Here is a 22,233-nt window from a genome sequence, read left to right as displayed (position 1 = left end):
GCTCAGTCCACCCAACGGCGCCGTGTCGCAGCGATCAATTGGGTGCACAACGCCAGTGGGTACCCCACGCCTGGGTCTGCTCGAGTGATCCGCCAAGTTCTGTCAGCACGTGCAGGTAGACGCGACGATCTCTCTCGCACCGTACGCAGGGCGTTGTTGACGCTGCCAACGGTCGGGTGGCCACAAGGACTGTTTGGCCGAAGGGATGCGCTCATCCTGGTGCTCAACTGCATTGTCGGGATCTCCGCGACCGAGGTGGGGAACCTTCAACGGAGCGACATCACGTACGACGGGAAAATCATGACCGTCGGCGCCGGACACGCTGTAGAGCTGCACCCACTAGCAGACAACCCTCAGTGCTGCCCTGTCGCGATCTACCTGAGATGGGCACGCCTTCAGGCGTTCTTCGATCGCTACCCCTCGAACCGAGTGCTCGCTCGAGGTCTTGCCAGTGCTCACGAGATCGCCGACGACACGGTGGAGTCCTATGGGAAGCTGCCGGGTCTGCGGGAGGGCCAGGACGGGCCCCTGCTGCCGAGCTTCGATCAGTGGGGACATTTCGCCGCACTCCGCCGCGATCGCCGCGGGGTGTCCGGCAAGTCGGTCACGGCGATCGTTACTGCGCATCTGACGGGAGCCACTTCGGTGAGTCATACCCGCTCCGATCCGACGGACAGGCTTGCCGATGTCGAGGTGGAAGATGAGGTGTCCTCGTCTTGTGTAGACGGCTCCGAGAACGGGATGGACTTCACATCGTTCGGCCCGGACACACTTGCCGATCAGTATGAGGCGGCTATCGCTCGGAAGTATGCGGATGTCCGGGCATTGGGAGACCTCGCCGAGGCGTTCGAGGATATCGATCGGAAGGCCGACGCGATCTTAAGTCGCACTGAGGCGCTGCTCGCGCAGATGGGCCTGGCGTAGTCGCGGGCGGTGCGACCGCCAGGAATGAACAAGACCCTGTAGGGCAGTCCTGTCCCAGTGAGTGAACGCTGAACAGTGTCCTTCGCCGAGAGGTTTGAGGGTGGGTGAGGATTCCGCCGTGCAATACGGGCGTACGTATTGCACGGCATGGGAACGTCCGACCGCGCACGCGGATGGCGTACGACAATTCCCGCACCTGGATTTCTAAGGATTTCCGCRATGGGCATACTGCGAAGATGCAGAGACTGCTCTATGCCTGTTAGGCGGAGGGACTGTTGGGTCGGGATCGGTGGCTACGCTGCGGTTCTCGGTCCGCGCGGGCGGGGGCCGGGAGAGACTCCAAGTGCGGCGAGTGTGCCACGCTCTTCATCTGGTAGCGCATCGGCTCTCCACTTCTTCACTGCCCGGTAGAGCCACTGACCGACCTGCTCGCCGTCAGCGTTGACATAGTTCGCGGGAACGAGTGCATTGCCATGCTGCTCACGGTAAGCGGCGATCTCGGCCAGCATTCGACGTCGCTTGCTGTCTGTCCGGGTGACCGCGGGTAGTGGGGCGTCGTCTTCGCTCCATACGAAGCCGATTGAATCGAGTTGGTGAATGCGCTCTGCCGGAAGAGTGCCGAGCATTCGCGCGACGCGCTGGCGGTACTGCCAGCGACCGAGCTGGAAGCCACATTCAGTTACGTAGTTCTCGGGTATCGCTGTGTGAGGATGTTGTTGCCGGAATGCTGAGTACAGCTCCAGCGCCGAGGCTGCGGACCGGTGAGTACGCATCGAGATCAGTCCTTCTGTGGAATCCATATTTTGTAAAGTACATAGCTTCTTCTTCAGCGATGTCAACCACATTGACCGCGTGTCATGAAAATCACCCAGATCGAGGTGAGGCGACCGCCGGACTGTCGGCGAGCATCTGTTCACCAGATTGCCCGATCGTGTCCTTTTGCAGTCGTCCTCAGTGAGACGGCCGAAGGCATTCCCTCCGTTCGCATCAGCGGGATCTGGAAGTGTCGCATTCATTTAGTTCGGGGTCCTGTTGAGCTGTGTGGACATCCGAGGGATCCTCGCGATGGCCGCATGTTGTTGCTCCTCGCGGGCTCCGAAGGTCCGCGCCCGCCGAGAATATGACATCTGGCTATCGGGGATTCATTGTCGCGGTTGGTGTTCAGGCCGCGTAGGTCCAGGAGCATCAGCTGGCGGTGGGGCATCATGGTTGCGCGCATGCCCGTGAACCAGAGGCCCTGCCGTCGGCGGGATGTGGACTGCTTGAATTTTCGCGGCTCCAGTGCGATGCGAGTTGTGAGCCGGGACCTATGTCGAGTGGGCAGTGATCGCGCCGCCCTACTCAACGCTGGAATCAGCGGTGTTCTGTTCGAAAGCTGTCACGGAGTGGCAGGGCAACATTACTTCGCAGTAGTGTTCCCCGGGTTATCGACGATGAAGGAGTGGAATAGTGGCGCGCAAGATTGTTGTCGAATGCATCGACGACATCGACGGAACTCCGATCAAGAACGGTAACGGGGAGACCATTGCGTTCTCTGTCGACGGCGTCGACTGCGAGATCGACCTGAAGGACAAGAACGCCAGGGAATTCCGCAGTATTCTCACCTACTACATCGAGCACGCAACTCGAGTCGGCGGAAGGAAGCGTCGGTCGACTCCTTCAGTAGAAACGTCGCAGGGGCGCAAGCGGGCAAAGGAAATTCGGGAATGGGCGACCACGGAGGGCTATCAGCTGTCCGCGCGCGGACGTATCCCCGCTCAAATCGAGGAAGCGTACAGCGCCGCTCACTGAGTCCACGCTTTCGCGCGAATTCGACAAACAGCCTCCAGCCAGCTCACTTCGAGTTGGCCGGAGGCTGCGGGAGTTCCAAGGTCAGGAGGCGGACGATGCTTCTATCAGTGCCTGGCGCTGGTTGGCTCCGAGTCCGCCGATACGACGGGTCTCGGCGATCGACAGTTCCTCGAGGAGCTTCGCGGCCTTCACGGATCCGACGCCGGGGAGAGCCTTGAGCAGCGCCGAGACCTTCGTCTTCTTCACGATTTCGTCTGTTTCGGCCTTCGTGAGTACCGCTTCGACGCTGAGGTCTCCAGCCTTCACTGCGGAGAGGAGTTCGCTACGCGCCTTGCGTGCTTCAGCGGCCTTCGCCAGTGCCTCGGCGCGTTGTTCCGGTGTTAAGACAGGCAGTGCCATGATGGTGCTCCTTGTTGCGTTGTTCGGCCAGATCGTCTGGCTGTCCCTTGCCATCGTGCCAGGTGGAACGGACATGTCCGCGTCTTGAGCGGTTGGGACCGACCTCCGGATGGCTGTTCTTACGTCTACGGATGTGGCCGACGGTGTATTCGAAGAATACGTCGTCTGGGTGGTCATCGTCGCAAAGCCGCTTCTCGATACTTCGGCGGTATGAGCACGGGGGCGGCGTGCTACCCACATCCGTGCCGGCGCTAGCAGGGGCAGTCGAAGGTTCCTCACTTTCGTGCGCTCGGATGGATTGCGCAATGGTGTCGGTGGTGGCGTGTGTGTCGGTGCGGCATGATTCGCCATGGTCGGTCATAGTCGTCATACGAGGTAATGGTCGTGGAGGTGAGTGATGGATCCATTCGAGTTCGTTGCTCATATCCCCTGTCCGCACTGCCGCGTAGGCATTGGTGAACGGTGTGTCACCAAGGACGGGTACGTGCGGAAGATCCCCTGCCTTCACCGCGTGAAACTCGCTAAATGGCCTGACCCGGAGGGGCTTCCAGATAGTAGTTCCGAGTCGAAGCGTGATGATGGCGAGCTTGGGGGCTCCCGCGACGGGTGAAATGCGCCCCTCAATCCGACGCGGCGGCTGGTGCAGAGGATCCTACGACCAGCATGCTCCGACCATCTGGCTCCTGCCTAGTACGGGCCGCTGGAACAACGTCGTCCGCTACTGGCCGGGGCCACCGCTCCGTTGGCGATGGCCAAAATACACCTACGGCATCCTGCACGCGAATGTCCGCGAACTCGTCCCCACCGAGAATCGACTGGCGTCCGCCTCACCGACTTGAAGGAAAGGGCGTTCATCGCGCGGCGAGGCAGCCGCCAAGTAACTACCGTGCAGACTGCGACGACATGCTGGTTACCCTACCCAAGTATTTGTCCAACACGCTGTTGGACAAGTATGGAACTGTCGGAACGCATGGTTGCGACAGCAGCCATCCGGCGATGGCGATGCTTTGCCGCCCATAGCGTCTCGACGAGTAGATGCTCGGGGCGATGGTCCTAATTTGGCACCCGGGGTAGGTCGGGCGCCGTCGTCTCTTTCAGTGGACGGAGGTGGGGTTCGGGTCCGCACCTGGTCGACCGGGTGACGCGTTTCGCTAGGAGGGCACGAGGTAGGAGGATAGCCGACGAGCGGCGAACTGGGAGAAGTAGTCGACTTTCGCGTCGTCGACTAGCCCGGGCAGGAAAACCTTCCACGCGGTGGTCATACGCTCAGGCAGTTCCCTCAGTGTGTCGGTTGCCGCTGCCAGTAGACGCGTGCCGAATGCCATCTCCAGCAGCAGACGGCCCGCCTCATCCGGATTTGTGTCAGCGCGGAAGTCGCCTTCTTCGACTGCCCTTGCCGCCAATGCCTGGTAGGTCGAGATCCATTGATCGAAGACTACGTTCCCGGTGCCCCGGAAGTCGCCCATCTCGTTGAGAAGGCGGAATGCGGCTAATACCAGGTCGTCGTTGTTGGACGGGTCGATCATCACATACGAGATCCCGATCAACGTTTCCAGAGCTGGTGTGCGGGAGTCGAATTGTTGAGAGTATGCCGATTCGAGGTTTGCGCAGCCCTCGTCGATAACTGCCCGTGCCAACTGTTCTTTCGAGCTGAAGTGGAAGTACAGTGAACCCTTCGTCACCCCGGATTCGGCGATGATCTCCTGTAGGCCCGCCTTCACGTAACCCAGGCGGTTAAACACCTCAGCTGCGGCGGCCACTACAGCCTGCCGCGTAGCGATTGCACGCTTCTGCAAGGCGTTCCCTTCTGCATTTTCCACTGGTTCATATCAAACCTACAGGTTGGTATTAGTGTGTAAAACTGGACAAATGTCCTATTTTCGCTGCGCAAGGGATTCTCCGGCAAGGCTGTCTCCGGTGCGCGGGTGGCGCCGACTCGCCCGGGGGACGTCGCCGGGCGAGTCGGCTTAGTTGCCGAGAAGTCGGCAAGATGTCGGCACGGGCGATTTGATCAGTCGGCGCCCACCTGCCGTCGAGGCCGAGGAGAAGCGTGTCAGCCGGATTTGGTGGGGGAGGATGGCCACACAGGGAACCGAGTTCCGTCCTTGTCGTAGCGGTCGATCTGGGCGATGCCGCGCCGGGGTGGATGGGGCCGGTGCGTCTCGTTAATCGCGTGAAAGTCTGATTCGAATGTCTTCTCACTCGATGTTCCATCATCGAGCGTTACCAGGTACCTGGGCATACTCAGAAATATGCCACTGCGGCTCGCGGTTCGGGCACAATCGTAGGATCCGCCGATAAAACAGTCATGACCGACTTCGATTCAGCGACAGCATTTTCCATCCGCGGTGGCCAGCGGCCAGCCGGGCGGAGGAGACGGTGACGGGGCGCAGGGTTGGGTGGACCTCGGCCGCGCAGGTCCACTGGCAGGTAGGGGGCAATGTGAACTCTCACCGAATACACGGCGCGCCTCGCGTCAGGTTGTCGGCCCGGGTGTTAGACCAGATCTACGCTTTTGAGCGAGGTGATCGTCTTGTTCGTGCTGGTCGGGCGTGTTCGTGCACGCTGGAGACGCTCCCGTACAACGCGGCCCCCGTTTCGGTGGTCGTCAGATCCGGAAGCAACGGGTACTCAGGGGCACGAGACCGGCACCAGGGGCGTGGGGGACACCAGGGTGGGCGGGGACGAAGCTGCCTCAACAGGGCGTTGGCGGCGTAGCCGCAAGTCCGCTGGATCGGTGGGCGTGTCGAAGGGAAGTGGTGATCGACACTGATGTCCGTCGCTGGTACTGATGGTTTCTGGTGCAGTGTCGCTGCCGATTTCTGGTTGAGGAGGCGCAGTGTCCAATAGTGGTGTGCCGTTGTTGATGGTGGATCGGTCCGAGGCCCTCGATCGCGATGATGCGTTCGCGGTGACCGAGCTCGCCGACGGTTCAGGTTGGAAGCTGGAGGTGCACATCGCCGGGGTCGCGGACGTCGTGGCCCTAGGTTCCGACGCCGATGCGACGGCATTCCTGCGCCGTGAATCGAAGTATCTGTCCCGTCGGACGGTGCCGATGCTTGGCCGCGACACCGAGCAGGCGGCGACATTGACCGAGACAGCGGAGAGGTCCACGCTGCGGGTACTAGCAGATCTGTCCGCGGACGGGGTGGTGTCCGGGGTGAGCGTCGATCGCGGGCGGGTGCCGGCCGGTAGGTGTGTCGCGGTCGATCATGCGCAGATCACCGAAATCCTCGGCTCGGTCGACGACCCGCTACACGAGGGTGTGCGAGCCGCGAATGACGCCGCGCAGGTGCTGCTCCAGGGGCGTCGCAGGTCCGGTGTCTTCGCCCTCTACGATCTCGCGCACGGCTGGGGCTCCACTGAGGAAGGGGGGATCGCGCCGATCCCACTGGACGTGCGGACGGTGGGATATGTCATCGTGCAGGAGTTGATGATCGCAGCCAACGAGGCGATCGCCATGTGGTGTGTGCAAGAGGACCTTCCGGTCCTGTTCCGCAATCACCGCAGCGCGGTGACGGCGGGCAGCACCGAGGACCTCGCGGCTGAGGTTGCGGTGGCGATGACCGATCCAGTGCTGTTCGAGAAGCTGCGTTCGCGTCTGCAATCGTCGTATCGTGCGGCCACGTACGCACCGACGGTGCATGGCCATCACGGTCTCCGGTTGGCGGCGTACACGCACGCGACGTCGCCGCTGCGCAGGGTGTCGGACCTGATCACCCAGCGGGTGATCTTCGCCCATCTCGACTCCGCGCCGGCCCCGTACACGACGGAGCAGCTGGGCAACCTCGCCGCCGATATCAACCGGCGTATCGCCGCGGACCGGGAAGAGAAGGCAGCGCACTTCAAGGCACGCGATCGAAAGGTGACCGCGCAGGTCGTCGCAGCCGGCGAACTCGAGGGTCTCGACTCGAAGCGGTGGGCGAAGGTGCTCGCGGCTGCAACAGCACGTGACCCGATCGGTGACGTGGTCGGTGAGCTGCGCCGCCGGGTGCAGACCGATGACGTGACGGTGACCACGATCGTGACGTTGCTCGAAGCCGTGGAGAATTGGGCGCCGATCCGACGCGAGGTCTTCGACTGGGCATCGCGGGCGCATCCGGAGTTCGGGCCGAGTGTGGTGTCGATGTGGCTGCAGGCGCACCCGGACCTGCACCGGCCCGAGATCGACGGCGATCACCGCGGGCCCTCGCACACGCCGGTGTTCGCGGCCCGATTCCGGGTGGGTCAGGTCTGTGGGCCGTGGGCAACGGCGGGCAGTAAGAAGCGAGCCGAGCAGGATGCAGCGTGGGGCCTGACGAAGGCCGTCGCGGCAGGGGAGAGCCATCCGGAGGTCGGCTCCCCGCTGCGGGACGATCCGCAGCCGGTGCTCCCGAGCACCACGCATGCAGGGGTACGGGCGCGGCCGGCATCAGCGCGCAGCGGACCCATGGTTTCGGATTCGGGCCAGGCATCGAGACGGCGGGAGCGAGCGCAGAAGAACCCGATCGCCTGGGTGATCAGCCATGCCGAACACCACGGCCATCCCTCCCCGCAGTGGGCCGTGAGAATGGAGGGCGCCGCCCACGCGCCTGTTTTCACGTGCGAAGTCCGCTACCTGGACCACACAGCAACCGGCAGCGGGACAACAAAGAACCTCGCAAGATCCGCCGCGGCAGCGGACCTTGTCGATTCGCTTCTCGACGAGACGTCTCCAGCTCGATCACACCGGTAAACCGAAGCTCACCTGACCCGGTCAGTGTCCGTTTCGATACAGACTTTATGGGCGCCGCCGTGGCCACGGGCGGGGGCGAGCTCTTGATGCCTCGGCGGCGAGCGGCCCTCCGGCCAGCGAAAGGGGAGCACTGGTCGTTGGGCCTGGCTGCCACCGGGGCCGTCGAGCCCGCTGTGCAGCGTAGGTCGGGAGTACCCGCGGAACATCGGATTATTCCGCGCTTCGCCCCGGAGAAATCCGACCGCAATGCGGTCCGTGGGCGAGCCGCATGCCAGCTCGCCACATGCGCGCGGCCGGCGCACGTGTGAACCCACATGGCCTGGGCGCCGATCGGCCGGTGGTTGTGAGTTCGTCTGGTGGGCGCGGATAGGTCATGCTTGTGCTCCGAGGGGCAGCCGAAGAAAGGTGCAGTCCATGAGTGACGAGAGCGAGAAAGAACCGGCGTCACCTGATGCGTTGCGCGTGGGCACCCGGGTGCTGGTGCGTAGGCCGTCTGAGGCAGCGACAGGCGTGATCGTCGAGGACTACGCCGAACTGACCGACACCGCTGGACGCGGCCACGATTGGGCACCTGTGCACAGGTGGGCGGTCGCTCTTGACGACGGTCGTCTGGTCTTCGCCGACACCGAGGACCTCACGGTCGATATCGGCGCAGCAGACTCCGAATAGGCGGCAGCACCACTGACGAGGTGGTCGGGAACGGTCGCACCGGCGAGTCGGTGCTGCTTCCCCAAGATCATCCCGAACCACGACGGGGAACGTTCCGACCCTCCATACGCTCTCCCAATCACCTCGGGATCTGCCGTCACCGACCCACCCACGAACCTGAGAAAGATTCGTTGTTCGACTGAATTTTCCAGCTCCTCCGTAATGGCTCATATTGTCGCAGTAGACAGTTCACGGGAACGAGTGCGACACGACGCTTTCGAGGGCGCACCGACGGTATACCGACCAATCCGACTGGTACTACAACCTGCGTCACCGCATGCGGCAAAGATCGAACGAGACACCGAGCAGTACCCGGTGACAGGGTATGAGGTGTCGAATCCGAGCCCTGACCCCGAACAGCTGCGACCAGACTCGTTGCTACGTCTATGCTCGCGTCAGTGACCGACGTCAGGGACGGTAGCCCCGCTCGGTGCGCAAGTGGCACGGCGTCCGTGGGAGTATCAATTATGTTGTGGTCCAACGCCATACGACTGCCGGTCGGCCGGTGGCCTGCACTCGGACGCGCTCGTCGGTACGTTCGAGTCCAGGTATCGCCTTAAGCGTGCGATTGAGATTGCCTTGATCGGGCCGGCTGCCCGTGAGGGCAGTGGTGACCGTGACTGCGTGGGTGGCGGGAAATTCTGTGCCGAGGAGGGCCCGGGTGAATGTTGCGTCCCGCCAGAGGAGGCTGGTGGCGAGGATGCGGCGTCCGGCCGCGACGATGCGGTCGTGGTCGAAGGCAAGGGTGCCGTGTTCGTCGAAGCCGCGCCACTGCGTCGCGGCGGCAGGGTCCGTGGTGATGTTGTCGGCGGTGATGACGGCCCACATGGCGATGGACAGGGTCGGCCCGCGTGGGTCGCGACTGGGTTCGTCGAACACCTCGAGTTGTCCCACGGCCAGGATCGCGTCGTCCGGGATACCGAGCTTGGTGGTGACGGCGCGGCGGGCGGCCATTTCGAGGCGTTCACCGGCGCCGAGAAGGACGCCGGGCAGGGCCGTCTGCCCGGTGTACGGCTCCCAGCGGCGGGGCGCGACGCCGTAGCGCAGCGAGCCGGGTTCCGGATTGCCGAACCGGAGAGCGACCACGTCGACGGAGACCGATGACTGTTCCATACGGTGATCATGCGACAGCAGGCTCTCGGACGCGACGAGCGGCCCGACTGGGACCGTCGGAGGTGAGCACCACCGGTGCGCCGACCAGCGATCCGAGGTGCGCCGCGACGTCTGCCGGATGTGTCGGCAACTCGACTGTGTCGGGCGTGAGGGCGGACAGGACGTCGGTGAGGTGTTGTTGATGCGTGAGGTCCTTCCACGGCCCGAGCGGCAGCAGGTCGCCGACGCCGGGGTACCGGCGTGCGCTACGGATGGGAATGCCGGCCGCTGCGGCACGGGTGACGGCGTCGAGGTGGGTGACGGCGAGACTGTCTACAACGCCGCATACGGTTGCTGCGTACCGCATCAGTACCTCGTCGAGGTCCCCGATCCGGAAGGTGCCCTGGTAGCTACCGGTGTCGTTGTGCAGTTCGGGAAGGACCGCACCGAGCGTTGGGTTCTCGGTGGGCATCGGGCCTGCACCGTGCCGGGTGGTGTAGGTGCGGGTGACGCCGAGCACGTGGCTGTCGCGGCCGTGCTCGGCGGAGAGTGCGCGCGCGTTGCTCGGTTCCACGGTGGACCAGGTGGTGTGTGGGTGGAACCCGCGCCACTCGTCGAGTAGCACTCCTTGTGCACCCTCGTAAACCAGGCGCCCTCCGTCCGCGAGGGCGGCGAGATCACCGTCGTCGGTGATCCGGACCGCGGCCACGAATTCGGAGTACATGATGACCATGTCGTCGAGGGCGGGCCACCGGTGCACGCTGGGGGAGACCAGGTGACGGTAGTGGTCGGCCATCGCGGCGAGCTTGGCGCGCAGCACCGCTGGGCGGTGGCAGTCCCCGACGGTGGGTGCGTCCGGGTGGTCGAGGGCGTAGGCGGCGGTCTCGCCGATGCCCTTGCCGCAGGAGCCGTGCCGGCCGTCGCCGCGGGCGTCCTCGCGGGCGCGGTTGGCGGCGACGTGGATCGGGGTGGTCAGGAGCGCGTGGGCGTCGATGTGCAGTAACTGGAGCGGATTCGGCACCCCCAGCGCGGCCAGGGCGCGGGCCTCGGCGGCGAGGGCGATCGGTTCGACGAGGACATGCTTCGACAGCACCGTGGGAACGCCGGAGAAGGTCCCGGACCCGAACTGGGAAAAGGTGTGGTGGCAACAGTCGACGACGACGTTGTGCGCGGCCTGTGCGCCGCCGTTGAACCGGACGACGGCTGAGACGTCGAGGCCGGCGTCCGGTGCGCAGAGCCAGTCGGCGGTGGCGCCTTTACCGGCGTCGCCGAAGCCCAGGTCGACGACGATGATGTCGCGGTCACCGAACACCGTGGTCATGGGATCTCCTGTCGTAGAAGGGGGTCGGGAGGCGGGGCTCGCACCCGAAGCGGGATCGAATGCCCCGCCTCCCGAACGGGTGTCAGGTGAAGGACACGTCGTCGCTGCCGGCCGGATCGATCGGCAGCGGACTCACCGCGACGGGGGCCCGCGCCGCACTGAGGACGGCGAGTGCGTGACCGACGGTGTCCGCTTCGGCGGCGGATCCGACGTCACGCAGGTCCGCCAGACCCTCACCGAGGTCGATGCGGTCCTCGCCCATGCCGACCGTCAGCGCGATCAGCTCGCACACCGCGCCCGGGTCGTCCAGCTTGAGGAACCGTTCCCCGAACAGACGTTGCCAGTGCTCCGCGATCTCGGGATCGTGGAAGTACGCCGACTGATTCGGCAGTACGAAGTAGACGTTCCACCGCCGTTCGAGTTCCCGGTACACCGACTCGACGGTGACATCGCGGTCGAGGTCGTCGCCGATCACCGTCCGAACGTGCCGGGCCGACAGTCGGGCCTTGTTCAGCTCGTCGCCGATGATGAACAGGTACCCCTTGTGGCCGCGTTTGTCCCACGCGTCCGTGGCGGTGTGCCGCGCCATGAAATATGCGGCCAGTTCGTAGCTTTCAGACTTCTGACCGCCACCGTTGCCTTCGAGGAAGATGGTGCGGAGTTGCTCATCCATGGCGTTGCCGGACTCGAATTGACCGACCTGCAGGGGCACTCGGTCGGAGTCGGCGTCCCCGATGCCGCCGAACAGGATCTGCGGGTCGTCGGCATACCCCTTGCGCTGCAGCAGTCCGTGCAGTTTGCCGAGCTTGTCCTGCATGATCCGCGGTACCGCGCCCATCGAACCGGTGACGTCGAAGAGCACGGCGATCGGTAGCGACTCGGGGTGCCCGGCCGAATCCCGGCATTCCCGCACGGTCACACCCAGCGGGTCCAGGGTCGGATCGGCCTTCCACTGGTCTCTCGGCCGTGCGTACAGGGCGCTGGTGTAGCCGAAGTCGTCGACGCCGCGGGCGGCGCGGAATGTCTTGGCCGCGGTGTAGGTGTCGTCATCCCATTTGCCGTATCCCATGGTGGATCACTGTCCTTTCGTGGTGGGCATTGTGAACGGGCGGAAGCGTCGCCGCCCGTAGAGCGTGTCGAGCAGGTCGTCGAACTCGTCGAGCAGATCGACGGCGTCAGGTCGCAGACCAGGTTGTGGTTGCATGCAGCCGTATGCGAACGCGCGCAGGCGGTCCGGGGCCGTGTCGGCGAGCATGGTCAGCATCAACTGATGGGCCATGAACACATCCCAGGCCGGGGTTGCGGTGGAGCCGGTGGAACTTTCCGGTGGATAGTGATCCCGCCGAGAGGGGATCGTCGCCAGCGGAACCGTGCCTGGGCGGGTGGCGAACGACCACCCGGCCAGTACCACTCCATGCCGCTCAGGGTGAATGAGCACGTTGTCCGCGGTCACCGCGGTGTGCACCCACCCGGCGCGATGCGCGGCGGCAAGAGCCCGCAGCAGACGCCGGTGCATCCACACCCAATCCCGCGGATCGAGCCCGTCCGGGTAGCTGGCCCGGACCTCGGCGAGGGTGACGAATCGATTGGTCAGGGAGTCCAGCACGTTCACCTGCCGGTGGGCGCCGGTCACAGGGTCGGCGTGGGTGAGGTGGTCGATCAGCTGCGGGAAGTACGCGCGCAGCCAATCATTCCCGCCTTCGGCGGACGCCGCGATCTCAGTGAGCGCCGCCCGTTCCGCATCGATCAGAGCGTTCGAGGAGACATTGCGGGGAACCTTGATCACCGCGCCCGCGCCGCCGCTGTCGGTGGCATGGTGCAGGTCGGCGATCGAACCGCGGGCGTGCCGCATCTTGAGTCGATAGGAGCCGCGACTGCCGTCCAACACGATCGCCGCGGCCGCGTCCGTGGTGGCGGCGCGCTGCCAGCGGCTATACAGATCGGACGCATGTGTGAATGCCGCTGCGGCGCTGTCGGTGTACGCAGGATCAACCCGATCCGGATGAATCAGAACCGACAGGCGGTGGAAGCGTCGGCGGGCTGCGCGCTGAGCCGCCGGGTCGTGGGTGATTGGGCCGAACAGGTCGCTCGGCACGGTTGCCGCGCCGACGATGTCGAATGCCTCGGTTACCGTTTTCATTGTTTTAGTCTAAGTGACTAAAACTGGGATTTGCAATACCCCGTATGGATTGGTCAACGATGGGTGGTCGGGTGGTCAGCATTCTGAGCTCCGAGGAGTGAGCTGGACGTGATCGAACCGGGGCACTGGCGGTGGGAGCCGCCTTCGTTGCCCCATGGACGACTCGTGGCACGGTGCATGGGGTCGATGCGAGCACGGTGCGGTCTTCGCGACTCCATCGAGGATGGCAGGATCAGCTCATCGAGATCGGAACCTCGATGTGAGGGTCCGGATCGAGATTGAGGGAGTATCGGCATGACGCAGGGCATTGTGAAGTGGTTCAACGGTGAGAAGGGCTTCGGTTTCATCGCACCCGACGACGGAACTCCGGACGTCTTCGTGCATTACTCGGAGATCTCGGGCAGCGGTTTCAAGTCGCTCGATGAGAACCAGCGTGTGGAGTTCGAGGTCGGCCAGGGGCAGAAGGGCCCGCAGGCCACGAACGTGCGCTCTGTCTGACCAGTGTCACGTGGGGACCGCATCCGGTGGGTGCGGTCCCAATTTCTTATCGCCTGGGTCCCCGCGCGGGTAGAGCCTCAACAATGGGGGTCCGCGACCCGCCCCTGCGTGGGCAGACTGACGGTATAGGTCAGGATCGCCAGGGGCGACGGACATCAGTGCAGAGTTGGGCCATCGGTACCGCTGCCACGCCGATGAGAGCCGAATAGGGCAGTGCCCCGCCCGACGGTTCGTTCGTCGGCGGTCCTGGTGTCGTCAGTACGGACTATTGGCGCCGTGTCCGGCATCGGTCAGTGGATTGGTTGCGGTTCGGCCCGCGATGCTACGTATGAGAGGGTGTCGTCGAGGATTCCGAGAGCCTGTTTGGCTTCCTCGATCGTGACGGTCATCGGTGGTGTCACGCGGAGGACGTTGCCGGACAATCCGCCCTTCCCGATGAGCAGTCCTCGTTTCCCGCGTTGGCAGGTTCCGGCGAGTCAGCGACCGCGTTCGCCGTCATTGCACCGCCGATCGGTGCGCCGGTCGGCCCTCGACGTCGTCGCGGGATCGGCCGGGCAATTATGCGGTTTCGATTACGCCAAGTCGATGGCACGCTCCCTGGGTGATTGGTTGTGGAAATCCTGGAACTCGGCTGGGAGCTCAGCAACGAGCCGGTCGATCAATGATGTGATTGCGCTGGTGTCGTCGGAAGCATAGTTAGGGGGATGCTCGAGTGCCTTCATCACGCCGACAGGACTCTGAGAGAAGAGTCCCAGCAGGTCGGGTAAGACTGCCGGCAGAGGATCGTTACCGCGCAGTCGCAGTGTGTCCATCTCGATTCGCAACAGCTGCCGCGCCTTCTTGACGACCATCTGTTGTTGGTGAAGCGCGTCGGTCAATACTTGATCGTTCAGCTCTCGTAGGTCATTGCGTAGACGGTGCATATCGGTCATCGCTGCTTGCCCGCACAGACCGTTGGCTGCCCCAAGCAGGCCAAACTCCCGCTGAATGGTTGGGGGGTGTGTGAGTTCGATTTCCCACTGCCGTTCGTCAACCAGTTCTGCCAGCAACATAAGTCTGCTGTTGCCTAGTGCCTCCGCCGCGAAGGCGTAGACCGCGCCTGCCAGGCCTTTGACGGTTTCGGACCGTGTGGGTATTGACCGGACCTGCAGGGTCAGTGCCATTCTGTCTGTCTTGAGCTCTTGGTCTTGTTGCTGGTGTAGCGGGGTGATGTTGTCCGGAACGGATCCGGCTTCGATGGGAGAGTGGCCAAGTGCAACGTGGGCGAGTTCGTGGCATAGCAGAAACCGGTATGTGTAGAAAGCAAGGCTGAGTGCCGATTTGTCCTGGGTTCGACTTATCGTGAACGCGGGCCGGTGCGGCATTTCGGTGGGTGTCGAGAGCCAATCCAGGGTCGTCGCGAGCGAGGAGCGCCCGGCGTGCCAGTTCGGGGCGGGAGTACCGCCCTGGTTGCAGGTTAGAAAGTAGGATGACGCCGCACGAAGATACTGGCAGAGAAAGGGATACAGTCCTCCACCCATGAGTATTGTCTGATGGCCGAACAGTATCTCGGTTCGCGCGTCTAGATCCGCCGCTGACGAGGTTCTTTCGATTCGGAGGTTAGGGGAGCGGAGTCTCAATTCTATATCCGTCGACGAAAAACGAACCTGATCAACGATATCAGCGACCATTGTGTCCAGGTCGGGGTCCGGGATCCGGTCGGGGTAGGGGCGATCAACACGAGACACCGTCAGCACTCACTCACCGCGTTGATGGAGAGAATGTCCTTGTTCGCGATGCGGGCGGCTTCGGCGGATGACAGCTCAATATCGATATATCCATCAGCCGAGGCAACAAGCTTCCCGCAAACGTGAGGGCTACCAGTCCTTTCCACGTCGATGATCGCTTGAGCTGGACGAGGCCCGTACCATGTCACGCTGATTGCGGCGATAATGCAGACGAGTGAAGTCAGCGTCGTCCACCTCGCCCACCGTAGGTCGGAAACCGCTTGGCATGCGAGCTCATACCTGTATCCGGGCAGGCCGCCGGTCGATAACAGCTCTCCCCGAGACACCGCACGCGGTGTGCCATATGCCGCTCGGAGCGACGCGAGAGCCCCGATGACGGCGACACAGACTCCCATCAGCAGCAGGACGCCGGTTGCCACCGCGTAGCGAAATTCGAGGCCGCTGATGGCGGCTTCGCCCTTCACCGCGGAGAACACGGTTACGAGACCCAGCAGTGCGGCGAGACCAGTCCGCCAGTTCTCTGCAATCTTGCGTGTATCCGCGAGCTGCGTGCCGAGCAAGGCTTGCCAGTCGGCTTCTTCCGCTAGGGATGCTGGGGTGGGAAAGCCTTCGGGCTCGCCTAGTCGTACAGGCATGTCAGGGCCACTGGACTCGGACGCGGAATCTGGCACCACAGCCGACCTTCTCAGGTGGGCGATTGGTGTGGGCAGCCGTACAGGAACAGATGAGGTCGAAGGTGTGGTCACCTTCCGAGAGATCACCGCGCCTCTTCAAGTCGGCAAGTTGCCGTCGTCTCTTTCTGGCGTTCATCCTGCCAGCCCCGAGGATCCCGACGAGTACTTTGCGGTCGCTGATCGCGTGATCGCAGCGCGGACAGGTACCGCCAAAATCGATGGCAAATGGCTGGTCCTCGGATGGGTAGAGTCGAGCCTGAACGGTTTCTTTCGCCGCTCTGGTGTCGTCCTCCCGGACTTCTTCGGAGTATGGACGCATCGCACACGACCTCCGTGGTGTCCCGCGGGAACAGGGTCGAGACCCGTTGGTTTCTTAGTTCGATCTTCCACCCGCATTAGGCATATGTCACCGCTGGTTCGCTCGTCTAACCACCCGACTGCTTCGGCAACGTCACGTTCTTCGTCGGTCCGTGGAGCTGGCGCGGACTGGGTGGGGCGGCGTCCGCCATCCCCTGCGTGATGTCCACGCCGGATCGCAGCACACCGCGTGAGTGGTCGGAGGAATATGGCGTCCGAGAATCCCGGGGACCGAGAGCTTGGCGCGGCAGCGCGGAGTTGATCGCCTTGTTTAGTTTTCGCTGCTCGAGTCCGAGCCGGGTATTGGTATCGAGCAACTGCATTGGAGTGAGCAGCGGCAGAGGATGTGGGTCGGTCGTGGGTGTCCTTGTCCTGGCGAGGGGCTCGTGGTTCCTCATCGCATGCTGGTCAGTTTCTCGGTGGCGTCAGGGGTGCTGGTTGGGTGGGTCGCGGTTGATCGAGGGGGCGACGATTTCGGTGAAGTGGCGCATGGTTTCTCGTTCGAAACGCACGTAGCGGTGCCGACCGTCGATGGCTACTGTCACCAATCCTGCCTCGGTGAGCATTTTCACGTGGTACGAGACGGTGGATGCTCCGACGTCTGCGTGGTCTATCAGGTGCGCACATGAGATTTCCCGCGCTCGGGCGATAATTGTCAGCAGGTGTAGTCGCATCGGATCAGCGAGGATGCGCGCGATGCGGGCGACCTTATCGGGGAAAGAGGGCTCGGAGTTCACTGGCCGTTCTCTGTCTGCTTAGTGGCTCGGCGACGTGGTGATGTCGCGGTCTGCACGTATAAGGAGAGCCATTGCGGCTGCCCCGATGACGGGTCCCAGCGCAAGAGCCAGCAGTGCTGCAGACCAGGACAGGTGCTCGACCAAGACCGGGACCAGCCACAGGGTGAGGGTGGTCGTGAGGTAGCCGAGTGCGAGTTGGATGGACACTGCTCCGCCGACGTAGACCGGATCGGCGTGTTCGGTCACCAGCGCCGAGAACTGTGCCGAGTCGGCGATGACCCAGAATCCCCAGAACACGCAGACGGTGAGCACGATCGGTAGTGGCGCCGTGTCGAGGATGCTCAGCCCGGTCGCAGCGGTTCCCGAGCAGATCAGGCAGATCAGTGCCGATTGTGCCCGACCGTACCGGTCGCTGAGGCGGCCTCCGACGAAGCACCCGATTGCGCCGGCACCGATGCAGGTAAATGAGAGCGCGGACGCCGTTGCATCGGGGTGGGGGCGGGTGGCGATGGCAGGAAGGGTGGCGAGGAATGCCCCGACCCAGGCCCACATGGCGTAGAGCTCCCACATGTGGCCCATGTAGCCGATATTGGCGAGAGCGACGTGTTTGTTCCGGAGGCTGGTGATTGCGGCGGTAATGCTGAACGGCTGCCGGGGGAATGGGTACGGGCCGGAGGTGCGCAGTAGCAGGATCAGGCCGCCACCCGCCGCAGTCATGATGGTGGTGGCGGTGATGACGTGCTGCCACTGCACATCTCCGAACGAATTGACCAGGTGGGGCAGCGCCGACCCGAGTGTGAGCGCACCGATCATGACTCCGAGTGCGGTGCCGCGCCCGGTTCGGAACCAGGTGGATACTTCTTTCAGTGCCGGCGGATATACCGCGGCGAGGAAGATGCCGGTGAGTAGCCGCAGAGGTATGGCGGCGGCGAGGCCATCGGCGAAGAGTAGGCCGAGGTTGGCGAGGGCGGCGCCGACGGCGCCGCCGAAGATCAGGATGCGGCCGGGTACGGCGTCGGCCAGGCCGGTGGCGGCGGCGGTGACCGCGCCGATGACGAAGCCGAACTGGACGGCGATGGTCAGCAATGACGATCCTGCGGTGGACAAGTTCCAGACCGCCACCAGCTGTGGGACCACGAACGACGCCGAGAACCACACGCTCATCGACAGGAATGTGCTGATGGCGATCAGTGTGAGCGCCGTTGCGGGGCGTTGCGCTGGCGCAGCGGCCGGTGTGTGCGCGGGCGCTGGTTGGAGCTCGGCGTCGTATGGGCTCACTGCAGGTCGCCTCCCGGGTTCTTGGCGTGGCGGGTCAGCCACCGGACACCACCGACAGCGTCGATCGCGCGGTCCACAGAATCGAAGAGGGCGACCTTGGCTGCGGCGGCGACGGGGCGTAGCTGCCGGATCAGCTCGTCCTGGTTCTGGTCGAATCCACTGCGCAGGACCAGCGCGAGGGGGATGCCACCGCGCTCGGCGTTGACGAGGTCCTCGGTCAGCGACCGCACCAGCTTGTTTCCGGGCTCGATGGCCTGCAGATCGAACACGGTGCCGAGATCGAGGAACGCGCAGATCGCGTCGATCGAGTCGTCGGTGGCGACGGCGGAGACGATGGAGCCGGTGAAGCTCCCGGTCTCGTCGAATAGGGACCAGATCGGTATGTCGATCGGATTCGACAAGCTGGTTCCCGGGGCCTCGAACGGCGTGAGGCGTTCGCGTGTGGATTCGGCGAACGGTGCCATCTTCAGGTTCCACCGGTCTGCACGGTCGGAGCCGACCACGGCGACGCCACCGCCGCTGCCGACCAGGGCAAGGTTGTCCCCGTCGAGTGTGGGGACGAATTGTAGCGCCGTGAGGACGTCGAGCAGCTGGTCGAGGTCGTCGACCAGTAGCACTCCCGCCTGGCGTGCGGCGTCCTCGAGAAGCTGTGGGTCGCTGGCGAGGGCGCCGGTGTGGGAGGCGGCGGCGGCGCCGCCCGCCGCGGTGCGGCCGCCCTTGAGTAGCACTACGGGTTTGGTCATCGTGCGAGCGAGTCGGAAGAAGTCGCCGGCCCACCGGTCGTCCTCGAGGTAAAAGGCGGCGGCGTGTGTTCGGGGATCGGCTTCGCAGAAGGCCAGGAGCTCGGCGGGACTGACATCGTCACAGTTGCCCACCGAGCTGACGAAGCTGAATTGAAGACCGAGCTCTGTCCCGCGCCGCAGGATGTCGCCGGCGTAGGTGCCGGACTGCGACACCACCGCGAGGTGCCCCTCGGTCGTGCTGGACGCGTCGGTGCCGATCATGGTCATCCGCTCGTACGGTGTGTAGTGGCCGATGCAGTTGGGCCCGAGAACCCGCAGGTCGCTTGTGTTGAGGATGTCGTTGAACGGCGGGGTGTCGGCGGTGAGGATGTGTGCGGTGCGTGTGCCGCGTGCGGCGAGTGCCCGCAGCGTGTCGGGCACCGCCGCGGCCGGCAATGCGAGGACCGCGCGGTCGATGTTCTGGGGGAGTGTGTCGATATCCGGAACGGTCGGGACACCGTAGACGCTGGTGTTCTTGCTGCTGATCGGGAGGATTTGGCCGGTGTAGCCGAAGTCGACGAGGCTGCGTACCGCGCGGAAACCCATCTTCCGTTCGTCGGCGGAGGCGCCGACGATCGCCACCGATCGCGGGTAGATGGCCGGCCGCAGGGCCTCATAGCTGACAGACGGATCGGGGACCGAATGTATATGGCATTCGGTGACATCGACTGCGTTGGCTCGGGCGTCGACGGCGACGATGCGATCGGAGGTGATGACGACGGGGTTGAAGTCGACCTCAGTGACGTCCTCGTTGAGCAGCAGACCGGAAGGCCCGCCTACGGCGACGAGCATCTCGATGACATCGTCGAGGCGCTGCGGGAATCGCCTCGCGATGACCCGTCCGAGTCGGGTGCTCGACACCATCCGCCGGGCCTCGACGGTATCGATCGGGGCAAGGGCGAACACGACGTCGTCGAGGATTTCGATGTCGACGCCACCGTGGCCGAACATCACGACGGGACCGAAGCCGGGTGCGTCGAGACCGCCGACGACGGCTTCGAGACCGGCGTCCACCATCGCCTCGACAGTGACGCCGCGGACGGTCGCCCCCGCGGCGCGCTGCGTCTCGAGGAGCTCCTCGGTGCGGCGGCGGGTTTCTTCCGGAGCCACCCCGAGCAGAACACCACCGGCCTTGCTTTTGTGGACGACGTTGTCGGCGACCACTTTTACGGCTACAGGACGGCCGATTGCTTCTGCGATCCGGCCGGCCTCGATCCCGCTGGTGGCGAAGGTGACCGCGTTGGCGGCGACACCGTAGCGGATGGCAAGGTCGCGGATGATGTCTTCACGGAGTCGTTGGGTCATCGGTCTGCTCCCGCCTTCTCGAGCTTGTCCTGCAGATCGGTGGGTGCATTCGGGTACTGCGGAGGCCGCTTCTGCAGGAAGGACTGCACACCTTCGTCTCCGTCGGGCAGGTCACGGACCACTGCGGCGAGAAGCGGCTCGAGTGCGTTGCCGGCGTCGAGTCCGTTGTGCAGGGTCACCCGCAGCCCGGTCTTGATCGCCCGCACCACGGCGGGTGATACTTCTGCGATCTGATGTGCGAGCGTCAGTGCGCGGGCGAGAGTGTCAGCCGGGTCGCATACTTCGCTGACGAATCCGGATTCGCGGGCGGCGTCGGCGGCGACTGGTGCGGCGGTGGCCAGCATTTTGAAGGCGACCGGGTAGGTCACGATGTCCAGCAGGCGGCTCAACTGCCCGCCGACGGGGACCAGGCCGATGCGGGCGCCGACAGCGCAGAATTTCGCATTGTGGCCGGCGATCCGGATGTCGCAGTTGAGTGCGAGGATGAATCCGGCGGCATAGGCTGCGCCGTTCACGGCCGCGATGACGGGGGTGCCGAGGTCGGCGGGCAGGGTGAAGGCGGCATTGGCCTCGGGGTTACCTGCTGTCTCCGGGTTGTGCAGGACTTCCTGCAGATCGTGTCCGGACGAGAAGGTGTTGGCGTCACCGGTGATCACGATGGCCCGGACGGATGTGGTCTGATCGGCGTCGAGCAGTAGCTTCCGCAGTTGTGGGGCCATGTCGCCGCTGAATGCGTTGCGCTTGGCGGGGTTTGCGATGGTGAGAATCCGGACTGGACCGTCGTCGGTCCGGTTGATGGTGGCAGTCATGGAAATCGGCACTCCTGAAGGTCAGTGGGCGGCGGGGGCGTTTGCGACGGCACCGGCGTTCGTGCCGGGTGCGGTCGATTCGGGTGATATCGGTGCGGTGGTGTTGATCTGCCGGGTACGGCGCAGTGTCGAGGTGATGCCGCTCCAGATGAGCGTCACGACGAGGTTCAGGATCAGCGCGGAGATGGCGATGTACATCGGCGAGGACAGGAAGAACGGGGCCGCCGTCGAGCCGCCGAAGTGACTGGCCTTGGGGGATGAGACGTTGTAGGCGGCGATCGTGCCGTAGGCGATACCGACTGCCCACCCTGCCAGCAGTGCCCGCTTGTCGGCGAAGCGTTCGGTGAACAGGCCGAGCAGCACCGTGGGGATGGTCTGCAGAATCCAGATACCGCCGAGCAACTGGAAATTGAGGGCGAACTGGCTGTCGAGGGTCAGGACGAACACCAGCGCCCCGAGCTTGACCAGTACGGACACTACCTTGGAGATCTCGGTTTCCCGGCGGCTGGTGGTTTCGGAGCGGGAGAACTGGCGGATGATGTTCCGGCTGACCAGGTTCCCGGCGCCGATGGCCATGATTGCCGCCGGTACAAGGGCGCTCATGGCGATCGCGGCGTATGCGACGCCGACGAACCAGGAGGGGAACATCTCTTGTAGCAACTGTGGCACGGCGAACTGCGGATTGCCGTTGAGGGGTTTGATTCCGGCTGCCAGCGCCATTATGCCGAGTAACGCCACGAAGCCGAGGAGCACTGTGTAGATCGGGAGGACGGACATGTTTCGGCGTACCGTGCGGGCGCCGCGGGCGGCGAAGACACCGGTGATGGCATGCGGGTACAGGAAGAACGCCATGCCGGAGCCGAGCGCGAGGGTCATGTAGACGCTGGCGTTGACGCTGATCGTCGCCGCTTCCGGGTCGGGGGAGTTGGTGCGTTCGGCGATTGCGGCTCGGGGTTCGGCGTTGTTGTGCCCGAAGC

General features: G+C 64.1%; 20 protein-coding genes. 6 read left to right on the top strand and 14 right to left on the bottom strand.

Going from position 1 to position 22,233, the window contains the following annotated elements; translation table 11 throughout:
• Positions 1–156: 156 nt before the first annotated feature.
• Positions 157–924, top strand: coding sequence for a hypothetical protein (locus tag AC1DWT_RS39690; RefSeq protein ID WP_477924805.1), 768 nt, complete (start codon positions 157–159; stop codon positions 922–924).
• A gap of 293 nt (positions 925–1,217) precedes the next feature.
• On the opposite strand, the gene AC1DWT_RS39685 is transcribed toward AC1DWT_RS39690, so the two are convergent.
• A complete protein-coding gene (locus AC1DWT_RS39685; RefSeq protein WP_477924809.1) occupies positions 1,218–1,724 on the bottom strand; it encodes a helicase associated domain-containing protein in 507 nt (168 codons plus the stop codon).
• Between the two features lie 649 nt (positions 1,725–2,373).
• Here AC1DWT_RS39685 and AC1DWT_RS39680 point away from each other — a divergent pair.
• Entirely contained in the window at positions 2,374–2,715 is a 342-nt protein-coding gene (locus tag AC1DWT_RS39680) for a histone-like nucleoid-structuring protein Lsr2 (protein WP_005564738.1), read from the top strand.
• Positions 2,716–2,796: 81 nt separating this feature from the next.
• On the opposite strand, the gene mihF is transcribed toward AC1DWT_RS39680, so the two are convergent.
• Positions 2,797–3,114, bottom strand: a complete 318-nt coding sequence (gene mihF / locus AC1DWT_RS39675) for an integration host factor, actinobacterial type (protein WP_005564740.1) — start codon at positions 3,112–3,114, stop codon at positions 2,797–2,799.
• Between the two features lie 397 nt (positions 3,115–3,511).
• On the opposite strand from mihF, the gene AC1DWT_RS39670 reads away from it, so the two are divergent.
• Positions 3,512–3,724: a zinc finger domain-containing protein gene (locus tag AC1DWT_RS39670; protein ID WP_477924802.1), complete on the top strand. Its 213-nt coding sequence runs from the start codon at positions 3,512–3,514 to the stop codon at positions 3,722–3,724.
• Positions 3,725–4,265: 541 nt separating this feature from the next.
• Here the strand turns inward: AC1DWT_RS39670 and AC1DWT_RS39665 are convergent.
• The gene (locus AC1DWT_RS39665; protein WP_477924801.1) at positions 4,266–4,934 is read right to left on the bottom strand and encodes a ScbR family autoregulator-binding transcription factor; all 669 of its coding nucleotides are present in this window, start codon (positions 4,932–4,934) and stop codon (positions 4,266–4,268) included.
• 1,046 nt (positions 4,935–5,980) lie between these two features.
• Here AC1DWT_RS39665 and AC1DWT_RS39660 point away from each other — a divergent pair.
• Positions 5,981–7,828 carry an RNB domain-containing ribonuclease gene (locus AC1DWT_RS39660; protein WP_477924807.1) on the top strand — a complete coding sequence of 616 codons (1,848 nt, stop codon included), beginning with the start codon at positions 5,981–5,983 and terminating at the stop codon, positions 7,826–7,828.
• Positions 7,829–8,242: 414 nt separating this feature from the next.
• A complete protein-coding gene (locus tag AC1DWT_RS39655) occupies positions 8,243–8,497 on the top strand; it encodes a hypothetical protein (protein WP_477924800.1) in 255 nt (84 codons plus the stop codon).
• 504 nt (positions 8,498–9,001) lie between these two features.
• On the opposite strand, the gene AC1DWT_RS39650 is transcribed toward AC1DWT_RS39655, so the two are convergent.
• The 4 genes from AC1DWT_RS39650 to AC1DWT_RS39635 all read right to left on the bottom strand — a co-directional run bounded on the left by AC1DWT_RS39650 (position 9,002) and on the right by AC1DWT_RS39635 (position 13,089).
• Positions 9,002–9,649, bottom strand: a complete 648-nt coding sequence (locus AC1DWT_RS39650; RefSeq protein ID WP_477924799.1) for an NUDIX hydrolase — start codon at positions 9,647–9,649, stop codon at positions 9,002–9,004.
• 7 nt (positions 9,650–9,656) lie between these two features.
• Positions 9,657–10,949, bottom strand: coding sequence for an adenylosuccinate synthetase (locus AC1DWT_RS39645; RefSeq protein WP_477924797.1), 1,293 nt, complete (start codon positions 10,947–10,949; stop codon positions 9,657–9,659).
• An 82-nt stretch (positions 10,950–11,031) separates the two neighbouring features.
• Positions 11,032–12,018, bottom strand: a complete 987-nt coding sequence (locus AC1DWT_RS39640; protein WP_317761334.1) for a hypothetical protein — start codon at positions 12,016–12,018, stop codon at positions 11,032–11,034.
• A 6-nt stretch (positions 12,019–12,024) separates the two neighbouring features.
• Entirely contained in the window at positions 12,025–13,089 is a 1,065-nt protein-coding gene (locus tag AC1DWT_RS39635) for a hypothetical protein (RefSeq protein ID WP_477924796.1), read from the bottom strand.
• Positions 13,090–13,383: 294 nt separating this feature from the next.
• Here AC1DWT_RS39635 and AC1DWT_RS39630 point away from each other — a divergent pair, with 294 nt between their 5' ends.
• Positions 13,384–13,587: a cold-shock protein gene (locus AC1DWT_RS39630; RefSeq protein WP_477924794.1), complete on the top strand. Its 204-nt coding sequence runs from the start codon at positions 13,384–13,386 to the stop codon at positions 13,585–13,587.
• Between the two features lie 572 nt (positions 13,588–14,159).
• On the opposite strand, the gene AC1DWT_RS39625 is transcribed toward AC1DWT_RS39630, so the two are convergent.
• The 7 genes from AC1DWT_RS39625 to AC1DWT_RS39595 form a co-directional block, all read right to left on the bottom strand.
• Positions 14,160–15,323, bottom strand: coding sequence for a M48 family metalloprotease (locus tag AC1DWT_RS39625; protein WP_477924793.1), 1,164 nt, complete (start codon positions 15,321–15,323; stop codon positions 14,160–14,162).
• The gene (locus tag AC1DWT_RS39620) at positions 15,317–15,874 is read right to left on the bottom strand and encodes a hypothetical protein (RefSeq protein WP_477924791.1); all 558 of its coding nucleotides are present in this window, start codon (positions 15,872–15,874) and stop codon (positions 15,317–15,319) included. Before AC1DWT_RS39620 ends, AC1DWT_RS39625 begins: the two co-directional genes overlap by 7 nt.
• Positions 15,875–16,770: 896 nt before the next feature.
• Positions 16,771–17,082, bottom strand: a complete 312-nt coding sequence (locus AC1DWT_RS39615; protein WP_477924789.1) for an ArsR/SmtB family transcription factor — start codon at positions 17,080–17,082, stop codon at positions 16,771–16,773.
• 18 nt (positions 17,083–17,100) lie between these two features.
• A complete protein-coding gene (locus AC1DWT_RS39610) occupies positions 17,101–18,360 on the bottom strand; it encodes an MFS transporter (protein ID WP_477924787.1) in 1,260 nt (419 codons plus the stop codon).
• The gene (locus AC1DWT_RS39605) at positions 18,357–20,447 is read right to left on the bottom strand and encodes an acetate--CoA ligase family protein (protein ID WP_477924785.1); all 2,091 of its coding nucleotides are present in this window, start codon (positions 20,445–20,447) and stop codon (positions 18,357–18,359) included. Before AC1DWT_RS39605 ends, AC1DWT_RS39610 begins: the two co-directional genes overlap by 4 nt.
• Complete coding sequence (locus AC1DWT_RS39600) at positions 20,444–21,256, bottom strand: enoyl-CoA hydratase/isomerase family protein (RefSeq protein ID WP_206016716.1); 813 nt, start codon at positions 21,254–21,256, stop codon at positions 20,444–20,446. The genes AC1DWT_RS39605 and AC1DWT_RS39600 overlap by 4 nt, the downstream gene beginning before the upstream one ends.
• Before the next feature lie 21 nt (positions 21,257–21,277).
• On the bottom strand, positions 21,278–22,233 hold a 956-nt coding region (locus AC1DWT_RS39595; RefSeq protein ID WP_477924783.1), incomplete at its 5' end, for a sodium:solute symporter family transporter.

This window comes from Rhodococcus sp. P4_B6, assembly GCF_056402215.1.
The sequence above is the reverse complement of the archived record's forward strand: the minus strand, read 5'-3'. Positions and strand labels throughout refer to the sequence as shown.

What these genes read in the sequence shown, in the direction of transcription:
- AC1DWT_RS39685 (WP_477924809.1), bottom strand. Translation starts at nt 1,724, where the DNA reads ATGGATTCCACAGAAGGACTGATCTCGATGCGTACTCACCGGTCCGCA.
- mihF (WP_005564740.1), bottom strand. Translation starts at nt 3,114, where the DNA reads ATGGCACTGCCTGTCTTAACACCGGAACAACGCGCCGAGGCACTGGCG.
- AC1DWT_RS39670 (WP_477924802.1), top strand. Translation starts at nt 3,512, where the DNA reads ATGGATCCATTCGAGTTCGTTGCTCATATCCCCTGTCCGCACTGCCGC.
- AC1DWT_RS39660 (WP_477924807.1), top strand. Translation starts at nt 5,981, where the DNA reads ATGGTGGATCGGTCCGAGGCCCTCGATCGCGATGATGCGTTCGCGGTG.
- AC1DWT_RS39655 (WP_477924800.1), top strand. Translation starts at nt 8,243, where the DNA reads ATGAGTGACGAGAGCGAGAAAGAACCGGCGTCACCTGATGCGTTGCGC.
- AC1DWT_RS39650 (WP_477924799.1), bottom strand. Translation starts at nt 9,649, where the DNA reads ATGGAACAGTCATCGGTCTCCGTCGACGTGGTCGCTCTCCGGTTCGGC.
- AC1DWT_RS39645 (WP_477924797.1), bottom strand. Translation starts at nt 10,949, where the DNA reads ATGACCACGGTGTTCGGTGACCGCGACATCATCGTCGTCGACCTGGGC.
- AC1DWT_RS39640 (WP_317761334.1), bottom strand. Translation starts at nt 12,018, where the DNA reads ATGGGATACGGCAAATGGGATGACGACACCTACACCGCGGCCAAGACA.
- AC1DWT_RS39635 (WP_477924796.1), bottom strand. Translation starts at nt 13,089, where the DNA reads ATGAAAACGGTAACCGAGGCATTCGACATCGTCGGCGCGGCAACCGTG.
- AC1DWT_RS39630 (WP_477924794.1), top strand. Translation starts at nt 13,384, where the DNA reads ATGACGCAGGGCATTGTGAAGTGGTTCAACGGTGAGAAGGGCTTCGGT.
- AC1DWT_RS39605 (WP_477924785.1), bottom strand. Translation starts at nt 20,447, where the DNA reads ATGACCCAACGACTCCGTGAAGACATCATCCGCGACCTTGCCATCCGC.
- AC1DWT_RS39600 (WP_206016716.1), bottom strand. Translation starts at nt 21,256, where the DNA reads ATGACTGCCACCATCAACCGGACCGACGACGGTCCAGTCCGGATTCTC.